The sequence below is a fragment of the Thalassotalea agariperforans genome, assembly GCF_053470345.1.
On the sequence record NZ_JBQMWH010000001.1, the window covers coordinates 402,302 to 419,728 of the forward strand.

A 17,427-nucleotide genomic window follows, 5' to 3' on the forward strand; every position below is an offset into this window, starting at 1 on the left:
TTATTGCTCTGCCGTAATTAATTCAGCTACTTTTTGATTATAAAACAATGGTGAATGATAACCATAAAGGGCTAATTTTTGTTGTATGGGAGCGGATAATATAAAGGCACAAAACTGCTGCGCTAATTCAGCTTGTTTGGTGTTATTAATGATCACTAATTGTTGCGCGATTGGTGTATACAAATGCTCTGGAATATCGAAACCTTGTAAATTATTTAATACCAACTGGCTTTTAGCGACAATGCCTAAGTTAACAGCGCCACTGTGTACCTGTTGAAAGGTTTGGTTAATGTTAATACCCGTAATTAACTTATGTTTGTAGCTTTGCCATAAATTTAGCTTGGTTAGTACTTCTTTTGCGGCAATACCATAAGGAGCAATATTAGGGTTAGCAATGGCTAATTTATTTTGCTCACTCGGCTTGGCTGAAAGAACGGCTAATGAGTCAACCGCTTGGTTGGCAGACCATAATGACAACTGCCCAATGGCATACGTTTTTAATGAGCTGGCATCGGCTAATTGCCGAACTATTAATTGCTGGGGGCGAATCGCATCTGCTGAGAGAAAAACGTCAAAGGGCGCACCATGACTTATTTGTTGGTACAAGGTGCCACTAGCGGCGCTAATTAATTGAATATTTGGTGCCGCGGTTAATTTGGCAACCTTTTGAAATTCAGGTAAAAGCTGTTCTAGTACCGGATAAAAATTTGCTGCTACAGCAATACGCAATGGCGCTGTTTCTGCTTTAACTTGCTGAGGAAAAATAACGAAATAAAAGCAGAAAAAACTAACCAGAATTATTTTTAAAACCAAGCTGTGCATTTAGTTCTGCCAATCTTGTGCTTTACTTTTATCGCTATCTTTAGCATCTAACCAGCGTTCGCCATCGGCGGTTACTTCTTTTTTCCAAAAGGGCGCGTCGACTTTTAAATAATCCATAATAAATTCGCATGCTGCAAATGCCGCTTTTCGATGTGGGCTCGTTACACCAACAAACACAATTTTTTCGCCAACTGTTAAGGTACCAATGCGATGGATAACTTTAACCCGATTAATTGGCCAACGAGATTGTGCTTGCTCAATAATCTTAGCTAACGACTTTTCTGTCATGCCAGGGTAATGCTCTAGATGAAGCGCCGTTACTTGATCACCTAAGTTTTTATTACGAACGCGTCCGGTAAACGTAACTAAGGCGCCATCGGCATGATTATCGTGTTCTAATAATTGTGTTTCGGTGCTGATGTCAAAGTCTTGCGTTTGAATACTGATCATAACGACCTCGTTAGCCGCCAGTAACGGGTGGAAAAAAGGCAACTTCATCACCACTTGAGATGCTGGTGTTGTTGTCAGCCATTTGCTGATTAACCGCATTTAATAAGGCGTTGTCTTGTAAATAACTTTGCCAATCAGGATGTAATGTTACGAGTTGCTGTTTAACATCCGCGATTGTTAAGCTGTCATTAGCTAGTTCAAGGTCAAGCTGTTCACAGTTAAGTTGCTCTCTTAAACGAGCAAAAAATAATACCTTGATCATAAATTTAGTCTTCTGATTGCCAGTGGCCTGATTTACCACCGGTTTTAGTTAATACTTTAATATCGTGAATTTCCATGGCGGGATCAACCGCTTTGCACATATCAAACAAGGTTAAGCAAGCAACTGAAACCGCCGTTAATGCTTCCATCTCAACACCTGTTTGGCCGCTTAGTTTACATAAGCTCAGTACTTTAATTTGTTGGTGCTGATGATCTATTTCAAAATCAATTTGTACTTTACTTAACATTAACGGGTGGCAAAGAGGAATTAAGTTACTACATTGTTTAGCGGCTTGAATACCGGCAATACGAGCAACAGCAAATACGTCACCTTTTTTGTGCTCACCTTTTGTAATTAGCGAAAAGGCAAGGTCATTCATTTTAATAAAACCTTGCGCACGAGCCGTTCTCGCGGTTATCGCTTTTTCGGTAACATCAACCATGTTAGCTTCACCTTGTTGATTAAGGTGCGTTAATTGCTGGTTTGAGTTAGGCATCTCGGCTCCCACAGGCTTCACTACCGTCTTTTAAATGTTGAACAAAATTACAAGGGCCGTGGCTGGCATCAATTTGTTCGGCAATTAATTTATCCCAAGCAGTTTTACAAGCGTTAGTTGAACCAGGCACACAAAAAATAACGGTGCCATTTGCCATGCCCGCAAAAGCACGAGATTGAATCGTTGAGGTGCCAATTTCTGTTAATGAAATAGCGCGAAAAACTTCACCAAAACCTTCTACTTTTTTATCGAACAAAATCTCTAACGCTTCTGGCGTATTATCTCTGGCGGTAAAGCCTGTACCACCAGTGCTTAATACCACTTGCACGTTATCTGAGGCGATCCAACGTGAAACAATGGCACGTAGTTGGTAAACATCATCTTTAACTATCGCTTTTTCAACTAGGTTGTGGCCAGCTTCAGTTAGGCGCTCAACTAAGGCTTGTCCTGAAGTATCATTACTTTCATCACGGGTGTCTGAAACCGTTAATACGGCAATATTTAATGCTTGAAATGGCGGACGTGGTTTTTTAGCCATGATAAATCCTTGATAAATTATATTTTAGAATAAAGTTGCTGTGCTTGTTGCCACTGCTCAGGTGTGTTGCAGTTAAACAAAGCTTGCGAATTTTTTAACGGTAATACTTGATGCGGAATACTGGTTAAAAACTTACGCATAGATGGACCGCGTTTATTACTCATTTGACTAAGCGCTTGTTCATTATCATTTTTGTTGGCAGTAAAAGCCTGATTAAAAAATAATTCACTATAAGCATTATTAGGTAAGTACAGGGGTAAATAATGATCCTGATAAAAACATGCTTGGCCGGATAATTCACCTTTTAGTTTTAAGTTAGTTAAAATGTCTTGAGTTAATAAGGGTAAATCAACAGGAATAACTAATACTGCTTTAGGTTGGTATTTTTTTATGACACTGTAAATTCCTGCCAAAGGGCCAAGCTGTTTAAATTCGTCAGCTACTTGATAATTATCACCACTGATCAAAGTGTCTTGAATACCGGCGTTGTGTAATAACTGACGGCTAAAATTAAGCATGTCTTGCTGTTTAGCTGAAAAATGATTTAAATGGGCTTTGTTTTCTCCCATACGGCTAGACAAACCACCGGCTAAGACCACACCTAAACATTGGTTATTCGCTTGCATATTTAACGGTTCATTAGGACGGAATTGCATAACCTAACCTCCTAACATAGCAAGGTGCTTAGTTGCACCGGTAAGGTTTTCTTGCAAATAATGGGTTTCTTTTTTATCCGCTAATAAGGCGACAACTTGCTGCTTTAATGGCGTTAGATCATCAGACTGTAAATAGTCTTTTAACGGTAAACCTTGCTCACCAAATAAACATAAATGTAACTTACCTAAAGAGCTAATACGCAAGCGGTTACAGCTGGCGCAAAAATCTTTGCTGTAAGGCATGATCAAACCTATTTTTCCTAATGAATCTGGGTGGAAAAACTCTTGAGCTGGGCCTGCGGCTTTATCACGAATGGCCGGTAGCCAGCCTTGGCTGACTAAACGCTGTTTGATGCTTTCACCAGAGACATGCTGTTTATTGAAAAAGTCTTTGTTGTCACCAGTTTCCATTAATTCAATAAAACGTAAAGATACCGGTTTGTCTTTCACCCATTGCTGAAAGTTATTTAGTTCAAAAGCGTTAAATTCACGCATTAATACGGTATTAACTTTTAACGTTGCCCGACCATCCAACATGGCTGAATCAATACCTTTTAAAATATGTTCAAGTTTGTTGTGGCCAGTAATGGAGTGAAATTGGCGTGGGTCAAAACTGTCAATACTGATATTAATAGAGTCGATACCGGCATCTAACCAAGCAGGTAAATGCTCAGGTAATTTATAACCATTGGTGGTTATAGCAACATGTTTAATGCCGGGAGTTTGTTTTAGCGCTCTAATAATATCGGGTAAATCTTTCCGTAGTGATGGCTCGCCACCAGTAATACGAATTTTCTCGGTACCTAGTTCGGCAAACGCTTTAGCAATGCGTTTAATTTCTGGTAGCGACAAAAAGTCTCTGTCGGTATCACATTGATAACCGTCAGGTAGGCAGTAATTACATTTAAAATTACAAACGTCAGTAATTGATAGGCGCAAGTAATAAAACTTACGGCCAAAGTTGTCAGATAACATTGATCACCTTTCCAAATAGGGGGAGGCTAACGCGTTTCCTTGTTAACCCTGGTGGTATAAAACCACGGCTTAATCAACTTACCTATTGTTACTTTATTAAATAACTCATAGGGGTAGCCAGTTAAGCTTCGGCGAATTTAAAGTAATCACCATTTTACGCTTTTTTAGTAAAAGTACAATCTAGCGTTTTTGTTAACAGAACAATAAAACGGATCAAAGCTTAGTTTTTTGTTTTAGAACAAGTTATTGCCTGTTTATGCGAAAATTAATTTTACTCATCAGTGGTAAAAGTGTATTAAAATAAGCTAAGCCCAATAAATACTTGTTGTTAAAAATAGAAATTATTATGTCTGATTGTTGCTCTGCTCTTGGTTTATTACCTTTCAATGACGCCCTTACTTTGTTGTTAAACAATATTACGCCAACCACTAAAACTTTAATTTTACCAATTGAACAAGCGTTAAATTTTGTTTTAGCACAAAATGTTGAAAGCCCAATGAATATTCCACCGCATGATAACTCAGCGATGGATGGCTATGCTTTTGCTCAAAAAAGTTTATTGGCAGGTAACAAACTTAAGCTTGCCGGTAAAGTATTAGCCGGCGCGCCTTTTGATGGTGTCTGCCAAGCGGGTGAGTGTATTCGTATTATGACTGGCGGCAAACTACCTCGTGGTTGTGACACGGTAGAAATGCAAGAAAATTGCCTTGTTGAAGGCGATAATATTGTTTTTACGGCGGATAAGAAACTAGGGCAAAACGTTCGAAAAGCAGGCGAGGACATTACGCAAGGTGAACTTGTTTTAAAACGGGGCCAACGGTTAAGCTCTGTCGATATTGCTTTGTTAGCTTCATTAGGCATTGCCGACGTTGAGGTTTATCAGCCGATAAAAGTTGCCCTTATTGCCACCGGCGATGAATTAAAAACACCAGGGCAAGCATTAGCAGAGGGCGATATTTATGAAAGTAACCGTTACTTTTTGTCAGCCATGTTAACTAAATTAAATGCACAAGTGATTGACTTTGGTGTGATAGAAGATGACTTTAATGCCATTAAACAGGCATTCGAACAAGCAGATCAACAAGCTGATGTGGTGATTTCATCTGGCGGGGTGTCGGTTGGTGAAGCGGACTTTACCAAAGACGTATTAGATAGCTTAGGTGATATTGCTTTTTGGAAGCTGGCGATGAAACCAGGTAAGCCTTTTGCGTTTGGTAAACTAAGCAATAGTTTGTTTTTTGGTTTGCCGGGTAATCCGGTTTCGGCGTTAGTCACCATGTACCAACTAGCCGTGCCGGGTTTAGTTAAATTACAAAATGCGTTGCCGCTAAAACGTAAAACCTTCCAAGTGGTAACGGAAACCGATATTCGTAAATCACCGGGGCGACAAGATTTTCAACGGGGTATTTTGTCGGTAAATACACATGGTCAGTTATCAGTAAAGTCTACTGGCGCACAAGGTTCAGGTATTTTATCGAGTATTGCTAAAGCAAACTGTTTTATTATTTTACCGCAAATGCAAGGAAAAGTGGCTGCAGGTGAATTGGTAACGGTTGAGTTATTTGATGACTTAATTGTGTAGTTGGAATATTAAAAAAGCCAAGACAAATGCTTGGCTTAAAAAATGATTAATACGTAGGGAAAGATTAAAGTGCTAACTCAATAACCATTTCGCGTAACTCGTCTTTTGAGATTGAGTTACTGTGGTTCTTATCAAAACGGTGGAAAATCGTTTCGCACATGCGAATACCTTTGTCTTGTAACAAAACATCAATTAATTCAACAAACTCGCTACGGTTGATAACGCCGTCTTTATCGGCATCAAACACTTCGAACAATTCGTCTACCCATTGATTTAGTTCCATAATCTCTCTTATCCTAGGCCGAAAATATTTATAAAACTGTATCTTTATTTTTGTTAAATGGGAAACGTTAATTTGTTTTTTTTGTAAAATATTTACCTAGATCATGGTTTAGATAACACTTTGTGTGATTACTAATCATTCATCTGGTTTTAAATTGTTCATTTAATATAAGTAAAAGGTCTACAAATTCATTAAAAGTTATCATTTTAAGCATATACATAAGCAACGGATTCAGGCAAAATAAGCGACCTTAAAATTTGTCAATTTAGTCTCCTATTTTTTGATATAGGTAACCACCCTTAAGAGGATAACCCATGCTAACTCGTGATATGAATATTGCAGATTTTGATGCTGAACTTTATCAAGCGATCTCTGATGAAGTGACACGTCAAGAAGAGCACATCGAATTAATTGCTTCTGAAAACTACTGTAGTACTCGTGTTCTTGAAGCCCAAGGTTCACAATTAACTAACAAATACGCAGAAGGTTATCCGGGCAAGCGTTATTATGGTGGTTGTGAGTATGTTGATAAAGCAGAAGCTTTAGCTATTGAACGTGCAAAAGAATTATTTGGTGCTACTTATGCTAACGTTCAACCACATGCTGGTTCACAAGCCAATGCTGCTGTTTTCCAAGCGTTAGTTTCACCAGGTGGAAAAGTACTAGGTATGAGCCTTGCTCATGGTGGTCACTTAACACATGGTGCTAGTGTTAGCTTTTCAGGTAAATCTTACGAAGCGATCCAATACGGTTTAGACCCTGAAACAGGCGACATTGATTACGCTGAAATTGAGCGTTTAGCATTAGAGCATAAACCAGAAATGATCATCGGCGGTTTTTCTGCTTTCTCTGGTATTGTTGACTGGGCACGTATGCGTAAAATTGCTGACCAAGTTGGTGCTTACTTTATGGTTGATATGGCACACGTTGCCGGTCTTGTTGCTGCGGGTCTTTACCCTAACCCAGTACCACATGCGCACGTTGTTACTACCACAACGCATAAAACATTAGCTGGTCCACGTGGCGGTTTAATTATTTCAGGTTGTGATGACGAAGCGGTTTATAAAAAATTAAACTCAGCTGTTTTCCCTGGTGGCCAAGGTGGTCCTTTAATGCACGTAATTGCTGCTAAAGCAGTTGCTTTCAAAGAAGCATTACAACCAGAATTTAAAGTATACCAACAACAAGTGTTAGATAACGCTAAAGCGATGGTAGCAGTATTACAAGAACGTGGTTACAAAGTTGTTTCTAACGGCACCCAAAACCACTTATTGTTATTAGACTTAATCGACAAAGATATTACCGGTAAAGATGCTGATGCTGCTTTAGGTAATGCACACATTACTGTAAACAAAAACTCAGTACCAAATGACCCACGTTCACCGTTTGTTACTTCAGGTTTACGTTTAGGTACACCAGCGATCACGCGTCGTGGTTTTAAAGTTGAAGATACTAAGCTATTAACGTCTTGGATCTGTGATATTTTAGACGATATTACTGATGAATCAGTACAAGCAAAAGTACGTGAAAACGTAAAAGAAATTTGTGCTCGTTTACCTGTATACGCTTAATATTTGAGAACTAACACTGCGGTTAATTTTTTATGCTTAGCAGTGATATTTCCTGAATAAATAGTTTAAAATGGCCGCATTGATTGCGGCTATTTTTTTGCCGTAAATTTATATATTGATACTCATACTTAAGTTGCCTCACATCAGGAGCTGCAATGTACTGCCCATTTTGTTCAGAAACAGAAACGAAAGTAATTGACTCTCGCCTCGTTGCCGATGGTCATCAAATTCGTCGTCGACGCGAATGTTCAGCTTGTCGTGAACGTTTTACAACCTTTGAAATTGCAGAGCTTGTGATGCCTCGTATCATTAAACGTGATGGTTCTCGTGAACCTTTTAATGAAGATAAATTGCGTAATGGCTTAGTCAGGGCATTAGAGAAACGTCCGGTTAGTGTTGAGTTAACTGAAAAGGCGATTAACCGTTTAAAATCAGAAATTCGTGCCACTGGCGAACGTGAAGTATCGAGTGAAATGTTAGGTAACTTGATCATGGAAGCGTTGAAAAAAATAGACAAAGTTGCTTATGTTCGTTTTGCCTCGGTTTATCGTTCCTTTGAAGATATTCGTGAATTTGGTGAAGAAATTGCGCGCTTAGGTGATGATGATTAAACGATTAAATATTGAGTATACCTGTCGATTTTATGGAGCCGTATATTATGAGCTTTAGTCTTGCTGATCATCAATATATGGCACGCGCGATAAAACTTGCACAAAAAGGACGTTGTACAACGTCACCCAATCCTAGCGTTGGCTGTGTTTTAGTGAAAGATGAAAAAATTGTTGGTGAAGGTTTTCATCTTAAAGCTGGGGCTGGTCATGCGGAAGTGAATGCCTTAGCACAAGCCGGTGAATTAGCTAAAGGCGCGACAGCCTATGTTACTTTAGAGCCTTGCTCGCATTACGGTAGAACACCACCATGTGCCCAAGGGTTAATTAATGCCGGTGTTACAAAAGTAATTGCTGCCATGGTTGATCCTAACCCGCAAGTTTCTGGTCGTGGTTTAAAAATGCTAGCAGATGCAGGTATTGAAACCGCAGCACCATTATTAGAAGCCGATGCTAAAGCGTTAAATTTAGGCTTTATTAAATTAATGGAAACAGGTTTACCTTATGTTCGCTGTAAATTAGCTGCGAGTATTGATGGTAAAACCGCGATGGCATCAGGTGAAAGCCAGTGGATCACTGGTGATAAAGCCAGAGCCGATGTGCAAGCATTACGCGCCCAAAGTTGCGCTATTATTACTGGCGCTGATTCGGTAATAACCGATAATGCTAAAATGAATGTGCGTTATTCACAATTAACTGATCCGAATTTTATTGAAGCGGACTTACGTCAACCGGTTCGAGTAATTATTGATTCTAAAAACAGATTAACGCCTGATCTGGCTATTTTTCAAATTGCCTCACCAATATTAATTATTCGAGAGAAAATTGACGATAGTCAGCAATGGCCAAGTTTTGTTGAACAAGTTACTGTGCCGACGGTTTTGCAAAATAATCAGCGTTATATTGCATTAGCTAAGTTATTATCTTTATTAGCTGAGCGTGGTTTTAATGATATCCTTGTTGAATCAGGTAATCGTTTAGCTGGCGCTTTTATCGAACAAAATTTAGTTGATGAGTTGATCTTATATCAAGCGCCGAAATTATTAGGTGCTGACAGCAAAAGTTTGCTTGCTATGCCAGCGATCAGTCAGTTAGCACAAGCAAAAACATTACGTTTTAAAAACGTTACTATGCTGGGTAACGATTTAAAAATAACGGCGACTTTTAACTAGGTAAAAGATTAATTTTGCCAGAATGAGAATAGAGAATGTTTACTGGAATTATTGAAGCGATAGGTCAAATTAAAGCCATTAATATTAATGGTGAAGGTGCTAGGATCACCGTGGCGGTGGGTAAGTTAGCCATGGATGATGTTAAGTTAGGCGACTCAATTGCCACCAATGGTATTTGTTTGACTGTAGTTGCTTTTGATAGCACAAGTTATAGCGCTGATGTTTCAACCGAAACACTACAACGTACTGGCTTTGCTAATTATCAGGTAGGGCAAAAGGTCAACCTTGAAAAAGCCATGTTACCAACCACACGTTTTGGTGGTCATATTGTCTCGGGCCATGTTGATGCTGTGGCAGAAATTACCGCCATTGAAAATAAAGGTAATAGCTGTGATTATTGGCTATCTATGTCAGACGACATTGCGCCTTATATTGCTGAAAAAGGCTCTATTACCATTGATGGTGTCAGTTTAACGGTTAATGGTTTAACGCAAGATAAATTTCGTTTAACAATAGTGCCACATACAGCTGAAGAAACCATTATTGCCAGTTATCAAGCAGGCACGAAAGTGAATGTGGAAGTGGATGTGATGGCGCGTTATATCGAGCGTTTATTAACAAAAAATACACCTTCGGCTAAACCCGTCAGTGGTGTAACTCATGATTTATTAGCAAAAAGTGGCTTTATCAAATAGTTACAGAGTAGAATAATTGTTCTGAATAACGTGAGTTGCAAAAACTAACTGTTAAAATTCAAATTTATAGTCAGCATGCTGACAATGTTTAAAGAGGTTGCCATGCAATTAAATACCCCGCAAGAAATCATCGAAGATATCAAACAGGGCAAGATGATCATCTTAATGGATGACGAAGATCGTGAAAACGAAGGCGACTTTATCATGGCGGCTGAAAAAATCACGCCAGCGGCGATTAACTTTATGGCCACACATGGCCGTGGTTTGATCTGTATGCCAATGAGCCGTGAAAAATGTGCCGAATTAAAGCTGCCTTTAATGGTCGATAAAAATGATGCCCAATTTTCTACTAATTTTACCGTTTCAATTGAAGCAGCCAGTGGCGTTACCACAGGTATTTCGGCGGCAGATCGGGCAACTACGGTTTTAGCCGCTTGTAGTAAAGGTGCTAACGAACACTCTATTGTCCAGCCAGGGCATATATTCCCGTTAATTGCTAAAGATGGTGGTGTGTTAAATAGAGCAGGCCACACTGAAGCGGGCGTTGATCTTGCGCGTATGGCGGGTTTTGAACCGGCATCTGTTATCGTTGAAATACTAAACGAAGATGGCACTATGGCGCGTCGTCCTGACTTAGAAGTAATTGCTAAAAAGTTTGATATTAAAATAGGCACTATTGCTGATTTAATTGAATATCGCAATGCCACTGAAACCACGATAGAACGTGTATCACAATGTAAATTGCCAACTGCTTTTGGTGAGTTTGATCTCACCGTATTTAAAGATACTATCGATGGCCAAGCGCATTTTGCTCTAACTAAAGGTGAAATTTCACCAGAAAAACCAACCTTAGTACGTGTGCATTTAGAGAATACTTTTAGAGACTTATTACTTAGCCAGCGTGAAAGCGTTGCGACATGGCCGATCAGTAATGCCATCGAAAAAATTGCCAATGAAGGTGGCGTATTAGTGTTATTAGGCAAACATGAGTCGGCACAAACCTTAATCGAGCAAGTGAAAAAATACGCTAAAATTGATGCAGGTGAAACCGTAAAAGAGCCTAAGCGCCATATTGGTTCACGTAATGTCGGGGTTGGCTCACAAATATTAGCAAACTTAGGCGTTGGTAAAATGCGCTTGTTAAGTGCACAAACTAAATATCATTCATTATCTGGTTTTGGTTTAGAAGTTGTTGAATATATTAGTGAATAAGTTTTGTTAACATTATGTTTACATACTACTTAAAAAACATAAGGTTAGCTTAATAAAAACTAGAATCACCTGATTTATTTTGGTATATATATTTTGGTTTATGCAATGAATGAATTGCGAACCCATGTTGTTATAGATAGCTTTAATCAGGTGCTTTTATGAAACGTTCTAAAGATCGTATTCTTGATTGTTGTTTAGTTATTTTTGTTGTTTTAAGTTTAGGCATCGCCTTTTCTTTTTAACCGGCAGCATAAAATTAGTTTCAATTATTGACTATGTGATAACAAACAATAACAAGGTTATTTTCAATAATAGGGATGAATACTTGTAGGATGCAGAATTTAAAACGGACATATATTTTAATATATGTCCGTTTTTGATTTTAGTAGGGTCAAGATTAACAGAGCAAACTACTAAGAGAATTCTACCAAGCTAGGTAAAATTTAGAGGAAATTACTCATGAAAACACACTTTGATCAAGCTTGGAAAGATTGGCTCACAACTAATATCAATAATGGCCAAAATCGTGATGGTTTATTTAAAATTTTATTAGATGAAGGTTTTGAATTTAATACTATTGTTAAAGAAATGAATTATCTGCCGAGTGTTCCGCTTGAGCAATTAGTTAATCCATTTCATGCTGCAGCAAAGCTAAGCTCGGTACAACTAAGCTCGGTACAGCAGGGAGCTGCACAATTAAGCTCAGCAAGAAAAAGGCCACCCCTGTCTATAACACCGAATAAGTTGTTTCGTGATAAAGCTAAAAAATTGCCAACTAAGCGCTTAGAACTATACACCTTAGAAAACTTTTTAAGCCCCCAAGAATGTGAAAAAATTATCAGCCTGATCACCTCAAAATTAAGACCGTCAGGCTTAAGTAGTGTTGAAGCCGATAGCAGTTTTCGTACCAGCAGAACATGTGACTTAGGCACATTAAATGATCCTTTCATGCAAGATATTGATGATAGGATCTGTCAACTTATTGGAATAGATGCGGCTTATTCAGAAGTCGTCCAAGGGCAATATTATCAAATAGGTCAGCAGTTTAAAGCCCATACCGATTATTTTGAAGCTCATGAAATTGGTCAGTATGGCGGTCAAATGGGACAACGCACTTATACGTTAATGATCTACTTAAATGAGGTTGAAGCTGGCGGTGAAACCGAATTTGTTAACCTTGGTATTGAGTTTAAACCACAACAAGGCATGGCGGTTATTTGGAATAACCTTCACCCAGATGGCTCAACCAATATCGACAGTATGCACTTTGCTAAGCCGATAATTAAAGGTCATAAAGCTGTGATCACTAAGTGGTTTCGTGTAGATAAAAGCTCGTAGATCTTGCTGATTTGTTATTTAAATGGATGCGTTTTAATCTATTCAAAGTATTAAACGGTTAGTATGATAAGTATATTAAATATTGTGCCTGAACGAAAAGAAGATATTCAATCATTATTATTGAATATCTTCTTAATAAATAGAGTCTAAATTAGTATTTTAAGGGTTAAGCACCGCAGTTAAAAACTAATGAACCACGTACGCTTTCAGCACCCATATATTTACCAACAAGAGACACAGCACTATCGGCTACTGCAGCAAAACCTTCTTTTTTACTATCATCCTCTGTTTTAACAACTTCTTCTTTTAATACTAAAAAGTTTTCATCGTCTGTTTTCTTTTTGCAAGTAATCGCAGCATCAGAGTGAATTACTTTTCTAACATCTCTTTCTGTACTAGAGGCATAAGTTGCTTTATAAGAGCCGTCAGTTTGTTTATATACTGTGCCCTTAATAGATGAACAACCTGTACTCAATAATGTGGCTGCTAATATTCCTGCAATAGCGAATGATTTTTTCATATTTTCTCCATTAATAATCTAGTTTTTTATTTTACACATTAAATACTAAAATCTAGCATGATTGTATCTTGGCATAAGCGTACATACAAGTTAGGCTTAATAAAATTTGAGTTATGTTTTAGACTTTTTCTTTTAGCTCAAACAATAAATCTAACGCCTGCTTAGGGCTAAGATCATTGACATCAAGCGCAGCTAATTGTTCAACCACGGGATGGCTAGTATCCATCAAGTTTAATTGTTCAAAAGCTTGTGGTGCCTGTGGTGAAATTGACGGGGCTTGTTGTCGCTCTAACTCAGCTAAACGTTGTTTGGCGCGAGTCACTACTGGCTTTGGAATACCGGCTAATTGTGCTACTTGCAAACCAAAACTTTTGCTGGCGGCACCTTCTTGTACTGCGTGCATAAATATAATATCGTCGCCGTGTTCCATGGCATCTAAATGCACATTGGCAAGTGTATCAATTTGCTCGGCTAATAAGGTTAATTCAAAATAATGGCTAGCAAATAGCGTATACGCCTGGGTTTTTATTGCTAACATTTCAGCACAAGCCCAAGCTAACGATAAACCGTCATAAGTACTGGTGCCACGGCCAATTTCATCTAATAACACTAAACTTCGAGCCGTTGCATTATGAAGAATATTGGCGGTTTCTGTCATTTCAACCATAAAGGTTGAACGACCCGACGCTAAATCGTCAGAGGCGCCAATACGGGTAAATATTCGGTCAACTAAACCTATGTTTGCTGCTTGTGCTGGCACATAACAGCCAATGTGCGCCAATAAGGTGATCAACGCGGTTTGGCGCATATAGGTGGATTTACCCCCCATATTAGGGCCTGTAATGATCAACATTTTACGGCTGTCATCTAATACCACAGGATTGGCAATAAAAGCGTCTTTGGTCATTTGTTCAACCACAGGATGACGACCTGCTTCAATGTTGATGCCAGCTTGTTCACTTAAGCTTGGTTTAACATAATTTAAGGTTTCAGCACGCTCGGCAAAGTTATTTAAGACATCTAATTCAGCTAAGGCGTCAGCTAAGGTTTGTAAGGTTACTAGTTCAGGTAAAATTTGGTCGAATAATTCGTCGTACAAACGCTTTTCTAACGCTAAAAATCGGCTTTGTGCCGTCAGTACTTTTTCTTCGTGCGATTTTAATTCTTCGGTAATAAAGCGTTCGTTATTTTTTAACGTTTGGCGGCGAATATAATCACTAGGTACTTCAGCAGCTTGTGCTCGGCTAATTTCAATAAAAAAACCATGTACTTTGTTGTAACCTACTTTTAATGATTGAATGCCAGTTCGCGCTTTTTCGCGTTGCTCTATTTCGGTTAAAAAGTTACTTGCCCCTTGGCTCAAATCACGCAAAACATCTAATTCTTCATGATATCCCGGTGCGATCACGCCACCGTCACGAATTAACACAGGCGGGTTTTCAATAATCGCATGTTCAAGTAAGTGTTGAATACTTGGTAAGGGCTGTGTGTCTTGTACTAATTTTTGTAATTGTGAATTGCTTGATTCCGCTAATAAACTTTGTAGTTCAGGCAATTGCTGTAATGAATTTCTTAAGCGAGCAAAATCACGCGGACGGGCAGAGCGTAAAGCAATGCGTGCAACAATACGTTCAACATCACCGACCTGTTTTAACAAATCATGCAATGGGGCATTTAATTCAAGCGCAATAATTTCGCAAATAACACTTTGACGACAAGTTAATGTGGTTAAATCTCTTAATGGGAAATGCAACCAACGTTTTAATAAACGTGAGCCCATTGGGGTGGCGGTTTTATCTAAAATGGCGGCGAGTGTGTTATCGGTACCACCGGCTAAATTTTGCGTGAGCTCTAAGTTACGGCGAGTTGCCGCATCTAAAATAACCCCTTTCGCTGACGACTCACCAATAATATTGCGAATATGAGGCAGTGCCGTGCGTTGGCTGTCTTTTACGTATTGAAATAAACAACCAGCGGCCGCTAAACCAAAATGTTGGTCTTGCACGCCAAAACCGGTTAAGTCATTCGTACCAAATTGTTTGTTTAATAAATTGTAAGCAGTATCAAGATCGAATTCCCATTCAGAACGGCGCCGTAGGCCTTTACGACCTTGCACTAAATCAGTATTAACTAAGTTTTCGCTATAGAGTAATTCCGCCGGATTTAAACGTTGTAATTCTGCTTGTACCTGCTCAACAGTTGCCGGCTCTGATAGTACAAAACGGCCACTGGTCATGTCTAAATAAGCAATGCCAAATTGAAATTGGCTGGCTTTGTTTTTATGTTCAAACAAAGCCACAATGAGGTTATCTTGACGATCATTTAATAGCGCTTCATCGCTAACGGTTCCAGGGGTAACAATACGAACAACTTTACGTTCAACTGGGCCTTTACTGGTGGCGGGATCGCCAATTTGCTCGCAAATAGCAACTGATTCACCTAATTGCACAAGCTTAGCTAAATAGTTTTCTACCGCATGATAAGGTACGCCAGCCATAGGAATGGCGTTGCCTCCGGTTTTACCGCGTGCGGTTAAAGAAATATCTAAAAGATCAGCGGCACGTTTGGCATCATCAAAAAATAATTCGTAAAAATCCCCCATACGATAAAACACCATAATATTCGGAAATTCCGCTTTAATGGTTAAGTACTGGCGCATCATAGGGGTATGGGAGCTTAAATCGGGAATAGCTGCATTCATAGGTGTTTTACGGATTTTTATTGAGATAAATGAATAACTCGCATTATGCCATAACTTACCTAATAAAAAACAAAGCAAAGGGAGATTCTGTGATTTGCGATTGATTAACGCACCTTGTCTCTATTAAGCGATATTGGTTTTCATTGGCCTTTTAAAAATCATAAAAACTTTACCTATTACTTGTTTTTTATTCACAGGGCCAACTTTTTCAACTGAGGTGAGGGCATCATAAGCATCATTTTCAGCTCGGCTCCAAATAAACCCATATTTGTCGATAACGGTGACTTTTTTCAAAATATAACCATAGAAGTGATGATGGATAAGCACCACACTGTTAACGTTTAATGTTAACAAGTGAAACCAATGATTGACTAAAATATAGCTCCCGACAGGAATGCTAGGTGCCATGCTTTCATCAGTTACTTTCCAAATTTTAAACCCTAAAATGGTCATGTTGTTACTCCTTCACTTTCTAACCTATTCACCTTTAATGGTATTAAATGGAAATAGCTCGTCAATTTTAGTTAAAACATTAAATAACATATCAGCTCCTTTACAATCATAAATGTGAGTTAGTGTAATTGTGTTGTCTGTTTATTATCTTGCTTACTTGCGCGGCTTAAAGCGGCCATACAGTTATCAGAAATAGGATGGCTTTTCTTAAATTCAATAATAGGTGACCAAGTAATTTTTAACATTTTGATAACTGTTAATTTAAGCTTATTAGGTAAATAATCCGCTTGTATTAAAGCGGCTAAACGTTGATGAGCTTGTACTAAATATTGCAGCGCTACAGTATATTCAGCTTGTTTTTCGTATAACGCGGCTAAATTATGGTTAGCGCAAATCCACGCCATTAACAAATCTAGGTTGCTTGAGTCGTTATGCCATGCGTCATCCAATAATGTTTCTGCTTTTTGATAATGACTTTGTGCTTTAAGCCAGTTTTGTTGTTTAAAAAAGTCATTACCATTGATTAATAAACTTTGCCATTGCTGCATTTTTCTTCCTTTTAAATAACATGCGGTTGTTAATGTTTATTAAAGGTACAATACAATCCACTATATGTAAATAAGAATTGTTATCATTTGTATTTGTGGTTTTGATGTCTGAAAGAAGTGAAAAATTGTAAAAGTTAATTTGCTAGTGTTACGGGGATAAAAGGAATGAAAATTAAGTCAAAGCCAGCAGGCTCTGGGAGGTGCAATTATTAATGCGGTGAAAGTGATAGCGTTAGGTGAAAGCAATACTGTGAAAATGTGGATTAGCAATACAAACTTCTAATGTAGCAATTTCATCTAAAATAATTAATTTTTCACATTCTTGGTGCGCTACTTTTATACATTCAACTTTGTTGTGATTAAGCTTGGTATCTAAGGCAATACATTCAATCATTACCCCTGATTTCATTGTCAGTTTAATTGGATAGTTAAACGTACATACTATTTCAATATAATCATGGTGCTCACAGGTGATCATGATAGCGCTCCTTTGTTATGTTTACGAGAGTGTTACTTTACCTGATGAACTTAGAATACCCAATAAT

At 38.4% G+C, this 17,427-nt stretch carries 20 protein-coding genes and 1 riboswitch; of the genes, 7 read left to right on the forward strand and 13 right to left on the reverse strand.

Annotated features, from left to right (window positions below; all coding sequences use genetic code 11):
* The 7 genes from modA to moaA form a co-directional block, all read right to left on the reverse strand.
* Positions 1 to 822 carry a molybdate ABC transporter substrate-binding protein gene (gene modA / locus ACSLUO_RS01820; protein WP_448245653.1) on the reverse strand — a complete coding sequence of 274 codons (822 nt, stop codon included), beginning with the start codon at positions 820 to 822 and terminating at the stop codon, positions 1 to 3.
* Positions 823 to 1,272 (reverse strand): molybdopterin synthase catalytic subunit MoaE, encoded by a 450-nt coding sequence (gene moaE / locus ACSLUO_RS01825; protein WP_448245655.1) that lies wholly within the window; start codon positions 1,270 to 1,272, stop codon positions 823 to 825. It lies immediately after the preceding gene.
* 10 nt (positions 1,273 to 1,282) lie between these two features.
* Positions 1,283 to 1,534, reverse strand: a complete 252-nt coding sequence (gene moaD, locus ACSLUO_RS01830; RefSeq protein WP_448245657.1) for a molybdopterin converting factor subunit 1 — start codon at positions 1,532 to 1,534, stop codon at positions 1,283 to 1,285.
* Positions 1,535 to 1,538: 4 nt separating this feature from the next.
* Complete coding sequence (gene moaC, locus ACSLUO_RS01835; protein ID WP_448245658.1) at positions 1,539 to 2,030, reverse strand: cyclic pyranopterin monophosphate synthase MoaC; 492 nt, start codon at positions 2,028 to 2,030, stop codon at positions 1,539 to 1,541.
* A complete protein-coding gene (gene moaB / locus ACSLUO_RS01840; protein ID WP_448245659.1) occupies positions 2,023 to 2,568 on the reverse strand; it encodes a molybdenum cofactor biosynthesis protein B in 546 nt (181 codons plus the stop codon). Before moaB ends, moaC begins: the two co-directional genes overlap by 8 nt.
* Before the next feature lie 17 nt (positions 2,569 to 2,585).
* Positions 2,586 to 3,224 (reverse strand): molybdenum cofactor guanylyltransferase, encoded by a 639-nt coding sequence (mobA, locus tag ACSLUO_RS01845; RefSeq protein WP_448245661.1) that lies wholly within the window; start codon positions 3,222 to 3,224, stop codon positions 2,586 to 2,588.
* Between the two features lie 3 nt (positions 3,225 to 3,227).
* Positions 3,228 to 4,199: a GTP 3',8-cyclase MoaA gene (gene moaA / locus ACSLUO_RS01850; protein WP_448245663.1), complete on the reverse strand. Its 972-nt coding sequence runs from the start codon at positions 4,197 to 4,199 to the stop codon at positions 3,228 to 3,230.
* A riboswitch (molybdenum cofactor riboswitch) is annotated at positions 4,188 to 4,345 on the reverse strand. (Overlaps the previous gene by 12 nt.)
* 200 nt (positions 4,346 to 4,545) lie before the next feature.
* Here moaA and moeA point away from each other — a divergent pair.
* A complete protein-coding gene (gene moeA, locus ACSLUO_RS01855) occupies positions 4,546 to 5,781 on the forward strand; it encodes a molybdopterin molybdotransferase MoeA (protein WP_448245665.1) in 1,236 nt (411 codons plus the stop codon).
* A gap of 64 nt (positions 5,782 to 5,845) precedes the next feature.
* On the opposite strand, the gene ACSLUO_RS01860 is transcribed toward moeA, so the two are convergent.
* A complete protein-coding gene (locus ACSLUO_RS01860; protein ID WP_448245667.1) occupies positions 5,846 to 6,064 on the reverse strand; it encodes an EF-hand domain-containing protein in 219 nt (72 codons plus the stop codon).
* A 314-nt stretch (positions 6,065 to 6,378) separates the two neighbouring features.
* Here ACSLUO_RS01860 and glyA point away from each other — a divergent pair, with 314 nt between their 5' ends.
* The 6 genes from glyA (at position 6,379) to ACSLUO_RS01890 (ending at position 12,660) form a co-directional block, all read left to right on the forward strand.
* Positions 6,379 to 7,635 carry a serine hydroxymethyltransferase gene (gene glyA / locus ACSLUO_RS01865; RefSeq protein ID WP_448245668.1) on the forward strand — a complete coding sequence of 419 codons (1,257 nt, stop codon included), beginning with the start codon at positions 6,379 to 6,381 and terminating at the stop codon, positions 7,633 to 7,635.
* A 155-nt stretch (positions 7,636 to 7,790) separates the two neighbouring features.
* Entirely contained in the window at positions 7,791 to 8,246 is a 456-nt protein-coding gene (nrdR, locus tag ACSLUO_RS01870; protein WP_448245670.1) for a transcriptional regulator NrdR, read from the forward strand.
* 47 nt (positions 8,247 to 8,293) lie between these two features.
* Positions 8,294 to 9,415, forward strand: a complete 1,122-nt coding sequence (gene ribD / locus ACSLUO_RS01875; RefSeq protein ID WP_448245671.1) for a bifunctional diaminohydroxyphosphoribosylaminopyrimidine deaminase/5-amino-6-(5-phosphoribosylamino)uracil reductase RibD — start codon at positions 8,294 to 8,296, stop codon at positions 9,413 to 9,415.
* Positions 9,416 to 9,450: 35 nt separating this feature from the next.
* Entirely contained in the window at positions 9,451 to 10,110 is a 660-nt protein-coding gene (locus ACSLUO_RS01880) for a riboflavin synthase (RefSeq protein WP_448245673.1), read from the forward strand.
* A gap of 102 nt (positions 10,111 to 10,212) precedes the next feature.
* The gene (gene ribBA, locus ACSLUO_RS01885) at positions 10,213 to 11,322 is read left to right on the forward strand and encodes a bifunctional 3,4-dihydroxy-2-butanone-4-phosphate synthase/GTP cyclohydrolase II (protein ID WP_448245675.1); all 1,110 of its coding nucleotides are present in this window, start codon (positions 10,213 to 10,215) and stop codon (positions 11,320 to 11,322) included.
* Between the two features lie 459 nt (positions 11,323 to 11,781).
* Positions 11,782 to 12,660 carry a prolyl hydroxylase family protein gene (locus ACSLUO_RS01890; protein WP_448245677.1) on the forward strand — a complete coding sequence of 293 codons (879 nt, stop codon included), beginning with the start codon at positions 11,782 to 11,784 and terminating at the stop codon, positions 12,658 to 12,660.
* 166 nt (positions 12,661 to 12,826) lie between these two features.
* On the opposite strand, the gene ACSLUO_RS01895 is transcribed toward ACSLUO_RS01890, so the two are convergent.
* The 5 genes from ACSLUO_RS01895 to ACSLUO_RS01915 form a co-directional block, all read right to left on the reverse strand.
* Positions 12,827 to 13,180 (reverse strand): hypothetical protein, encoded by a 354-nt coding sequence (locus ACSLUO_RS01895; RefSeq protein ID WP_448245678.1) that lies wholly within the window; start codon positions 13,178 to 13,180, stop codon positions 12,827 to 12,829.
* Positions 13,181 to 13,298: 118 nt separating this feature from the next.
* Complete coding sequence (gene mutS, locus ACSLUO_RS01900; protein WP_448246158.1) at positions 13,299 to 15,881, reverse strand: DNA mismatch repair protein MutS; 2,583 nt, start codon at positions 15,879 to 15,881, stop codon at positions 13,299 to 13,301.
* A 123-nt stretch (positions 15,882 to 16,004) separates the two neighbouring features.
* Entirely contained in the window at positions 16,005 to 16,334 is a 330-nt protein-coding gene (locus tag ACSLUO_RS01905) for a S24/S26 family peptidase (protein WP_448245680.1), read from the reverse strand.
* A gap of 119 nt (positions 16,335 to 16,453) precedes the next feature.
* Positions 16,454 to 16,882 (reverse strand): DUF2753 family protein, encoded by a 429-nt coding sequence (locus ACSLUO_RS01910; RefSeq protein ID WP_448245682.1) that lies wholly within the window; start codon positions 16,880 to 16,882, stop codon positions 16,454 to 16,456.
* 232 nt (positions 16,883 to 17,114) lie between these two features.
* Positions 17,115 to 17,360 carry a Rho-binding antiterminator gene (locus ACSLUO_RS01915; RefSeq protein WP_448245684.1) on the reverse strand — a complete coding sequence of 82 codons (246 nt, stop codon included), beginning with the start codon at positions 17,358 to 17,360 and terminating at the stop codon, positions 17,115 to 17,117.
* Positions 17,361 to 17,427: the final 67 nt, after the last annotated feature.

Coding starts and splice junctions, on each gene's coding strand:
- modA (WP_448245653.1), bottom strand. CDS start 822: ATGCACAGCTTGGTTTTAAAAATAATTCTGGTTAGTTTTTTCTGCTTT.
- moaE (WP_448245655.1), bottom strand. CDS start 1,272: ATGATCAGTATTCAAACGCAAGACTTTGACATCAGCACCGAAACACAA.
- moaD (WP_448245657.1), bottom strand. CDS start 1,534: ATGATCAAGGTATTATTTTTTGCTCGTTTAAGAGAGCAACTTAACTGT.
- moaC (WP_448245658.1), bottom strand. CDS start 2,030: ATGCCTAACTCAAACCAGCAATTAACGCACCTTAATCAACAAGGTGAA.
- moaB (WP_448245659.1), bottom strand. CDS start 2,568: ATGGCTAAAAAACCACGTCCGCCATTTCAAGCATTAAATATTGCCGTA.
- mobA (WP_448245661.1), bottom strand. CDS start 3,224: ATGCAATTCCGTCCTAATGAACCGTTAAATATGCAAGCGAATAACCAA.
- moaA (WP_448245663.1), bottom strand. CDS start 4,199: ATGTTATCTGACAACTTTGGCCGTAAGTTTTATTACTTGCGCCTATCA.
- moeA (WP_448245665.1), top strand. CDS start 4,546: ATGTCTGATTGTTGCTCTGCTCTTGGTTTATTACCTTTCAATGACGCC.
- ACSLUO_RS01860 (WP_448245667.1), bottom strand. CDS start 6,064: ATGGAACTAAATCAATGGGTAGACGAATTGTTCGAAGTGTTTGATGCC.
- glyA (WP_448245668.1), top strand. CDS start 6,379: ATGCTAACTCGTGATATGAATATTGCAGATTTTGATGCTGAACTTTAT.
- nrdR (WP_448245670.1), top strand. CDS start 7,791: ATGTACTGCCCATTTTGTTCAGAAACAGAAACGAAAGTAATTGACTCT.
- ribD (WP_448245671.1), top strand. CDS start 8,294: ATGAGCTTTAGTCTTGCTGATCATCAATATATGGCACGCGCGATAAAA.
- ACSLUO_RS01880 (WP_448245673.1), top strand. CDS start 9,451: ATGTTTACTGGAATTATTGAAGCGATAGGTCAAATTAAAGCCATTAAT.
- ribBA (WP_448245675.1), top strand. CDS start 10,213: ATGCAATTAAATACCCCGCAAGAAATCATCGAAGATATCAAACAGGGC.
- ACSLUO_RS01890 (WP_448245677.1), top strand. CDS start 11,782: ATGAAAACACACTTTGATCAAGCTTGGAAAGATTGGCTCACAACTAAT.
- ACSLUO_RS01895 (WP_448245678.1), bottom strand. CDS start 13,180: ATGAAAAAATCATTCGCTATTGCAGGAATATTAGCAGCCACATTATTG.
- mutS (WP_448246158.1), bottom strand. CDS start 15,881: ATGAATGCAGCTATTCCCGATTTAAGCTCCCATACCCCTATGATGCGC.
- ACSLUO_RS01905 (WP_448245680.1), bottom strand. CDS start 16,334: ATGACCATTTTAGGGTTTAAAATTTGGAAAGTAACTGATGAAAGCATG.
- ACSLUO_RS01910 (WP_448245682.1), bottom strand. CDS start 16,882: ATGCAGCAATGGCAAAGTTTATTAATCAATGGTAATGACTTTTTTAAA.
- ACSLUO_RS01915 (WP_448245684.1), bottom strand. CDS start 17,360: ATGATCACCTGTGAGCACCATGATTATATTGAAATAGTATGTACGTTT.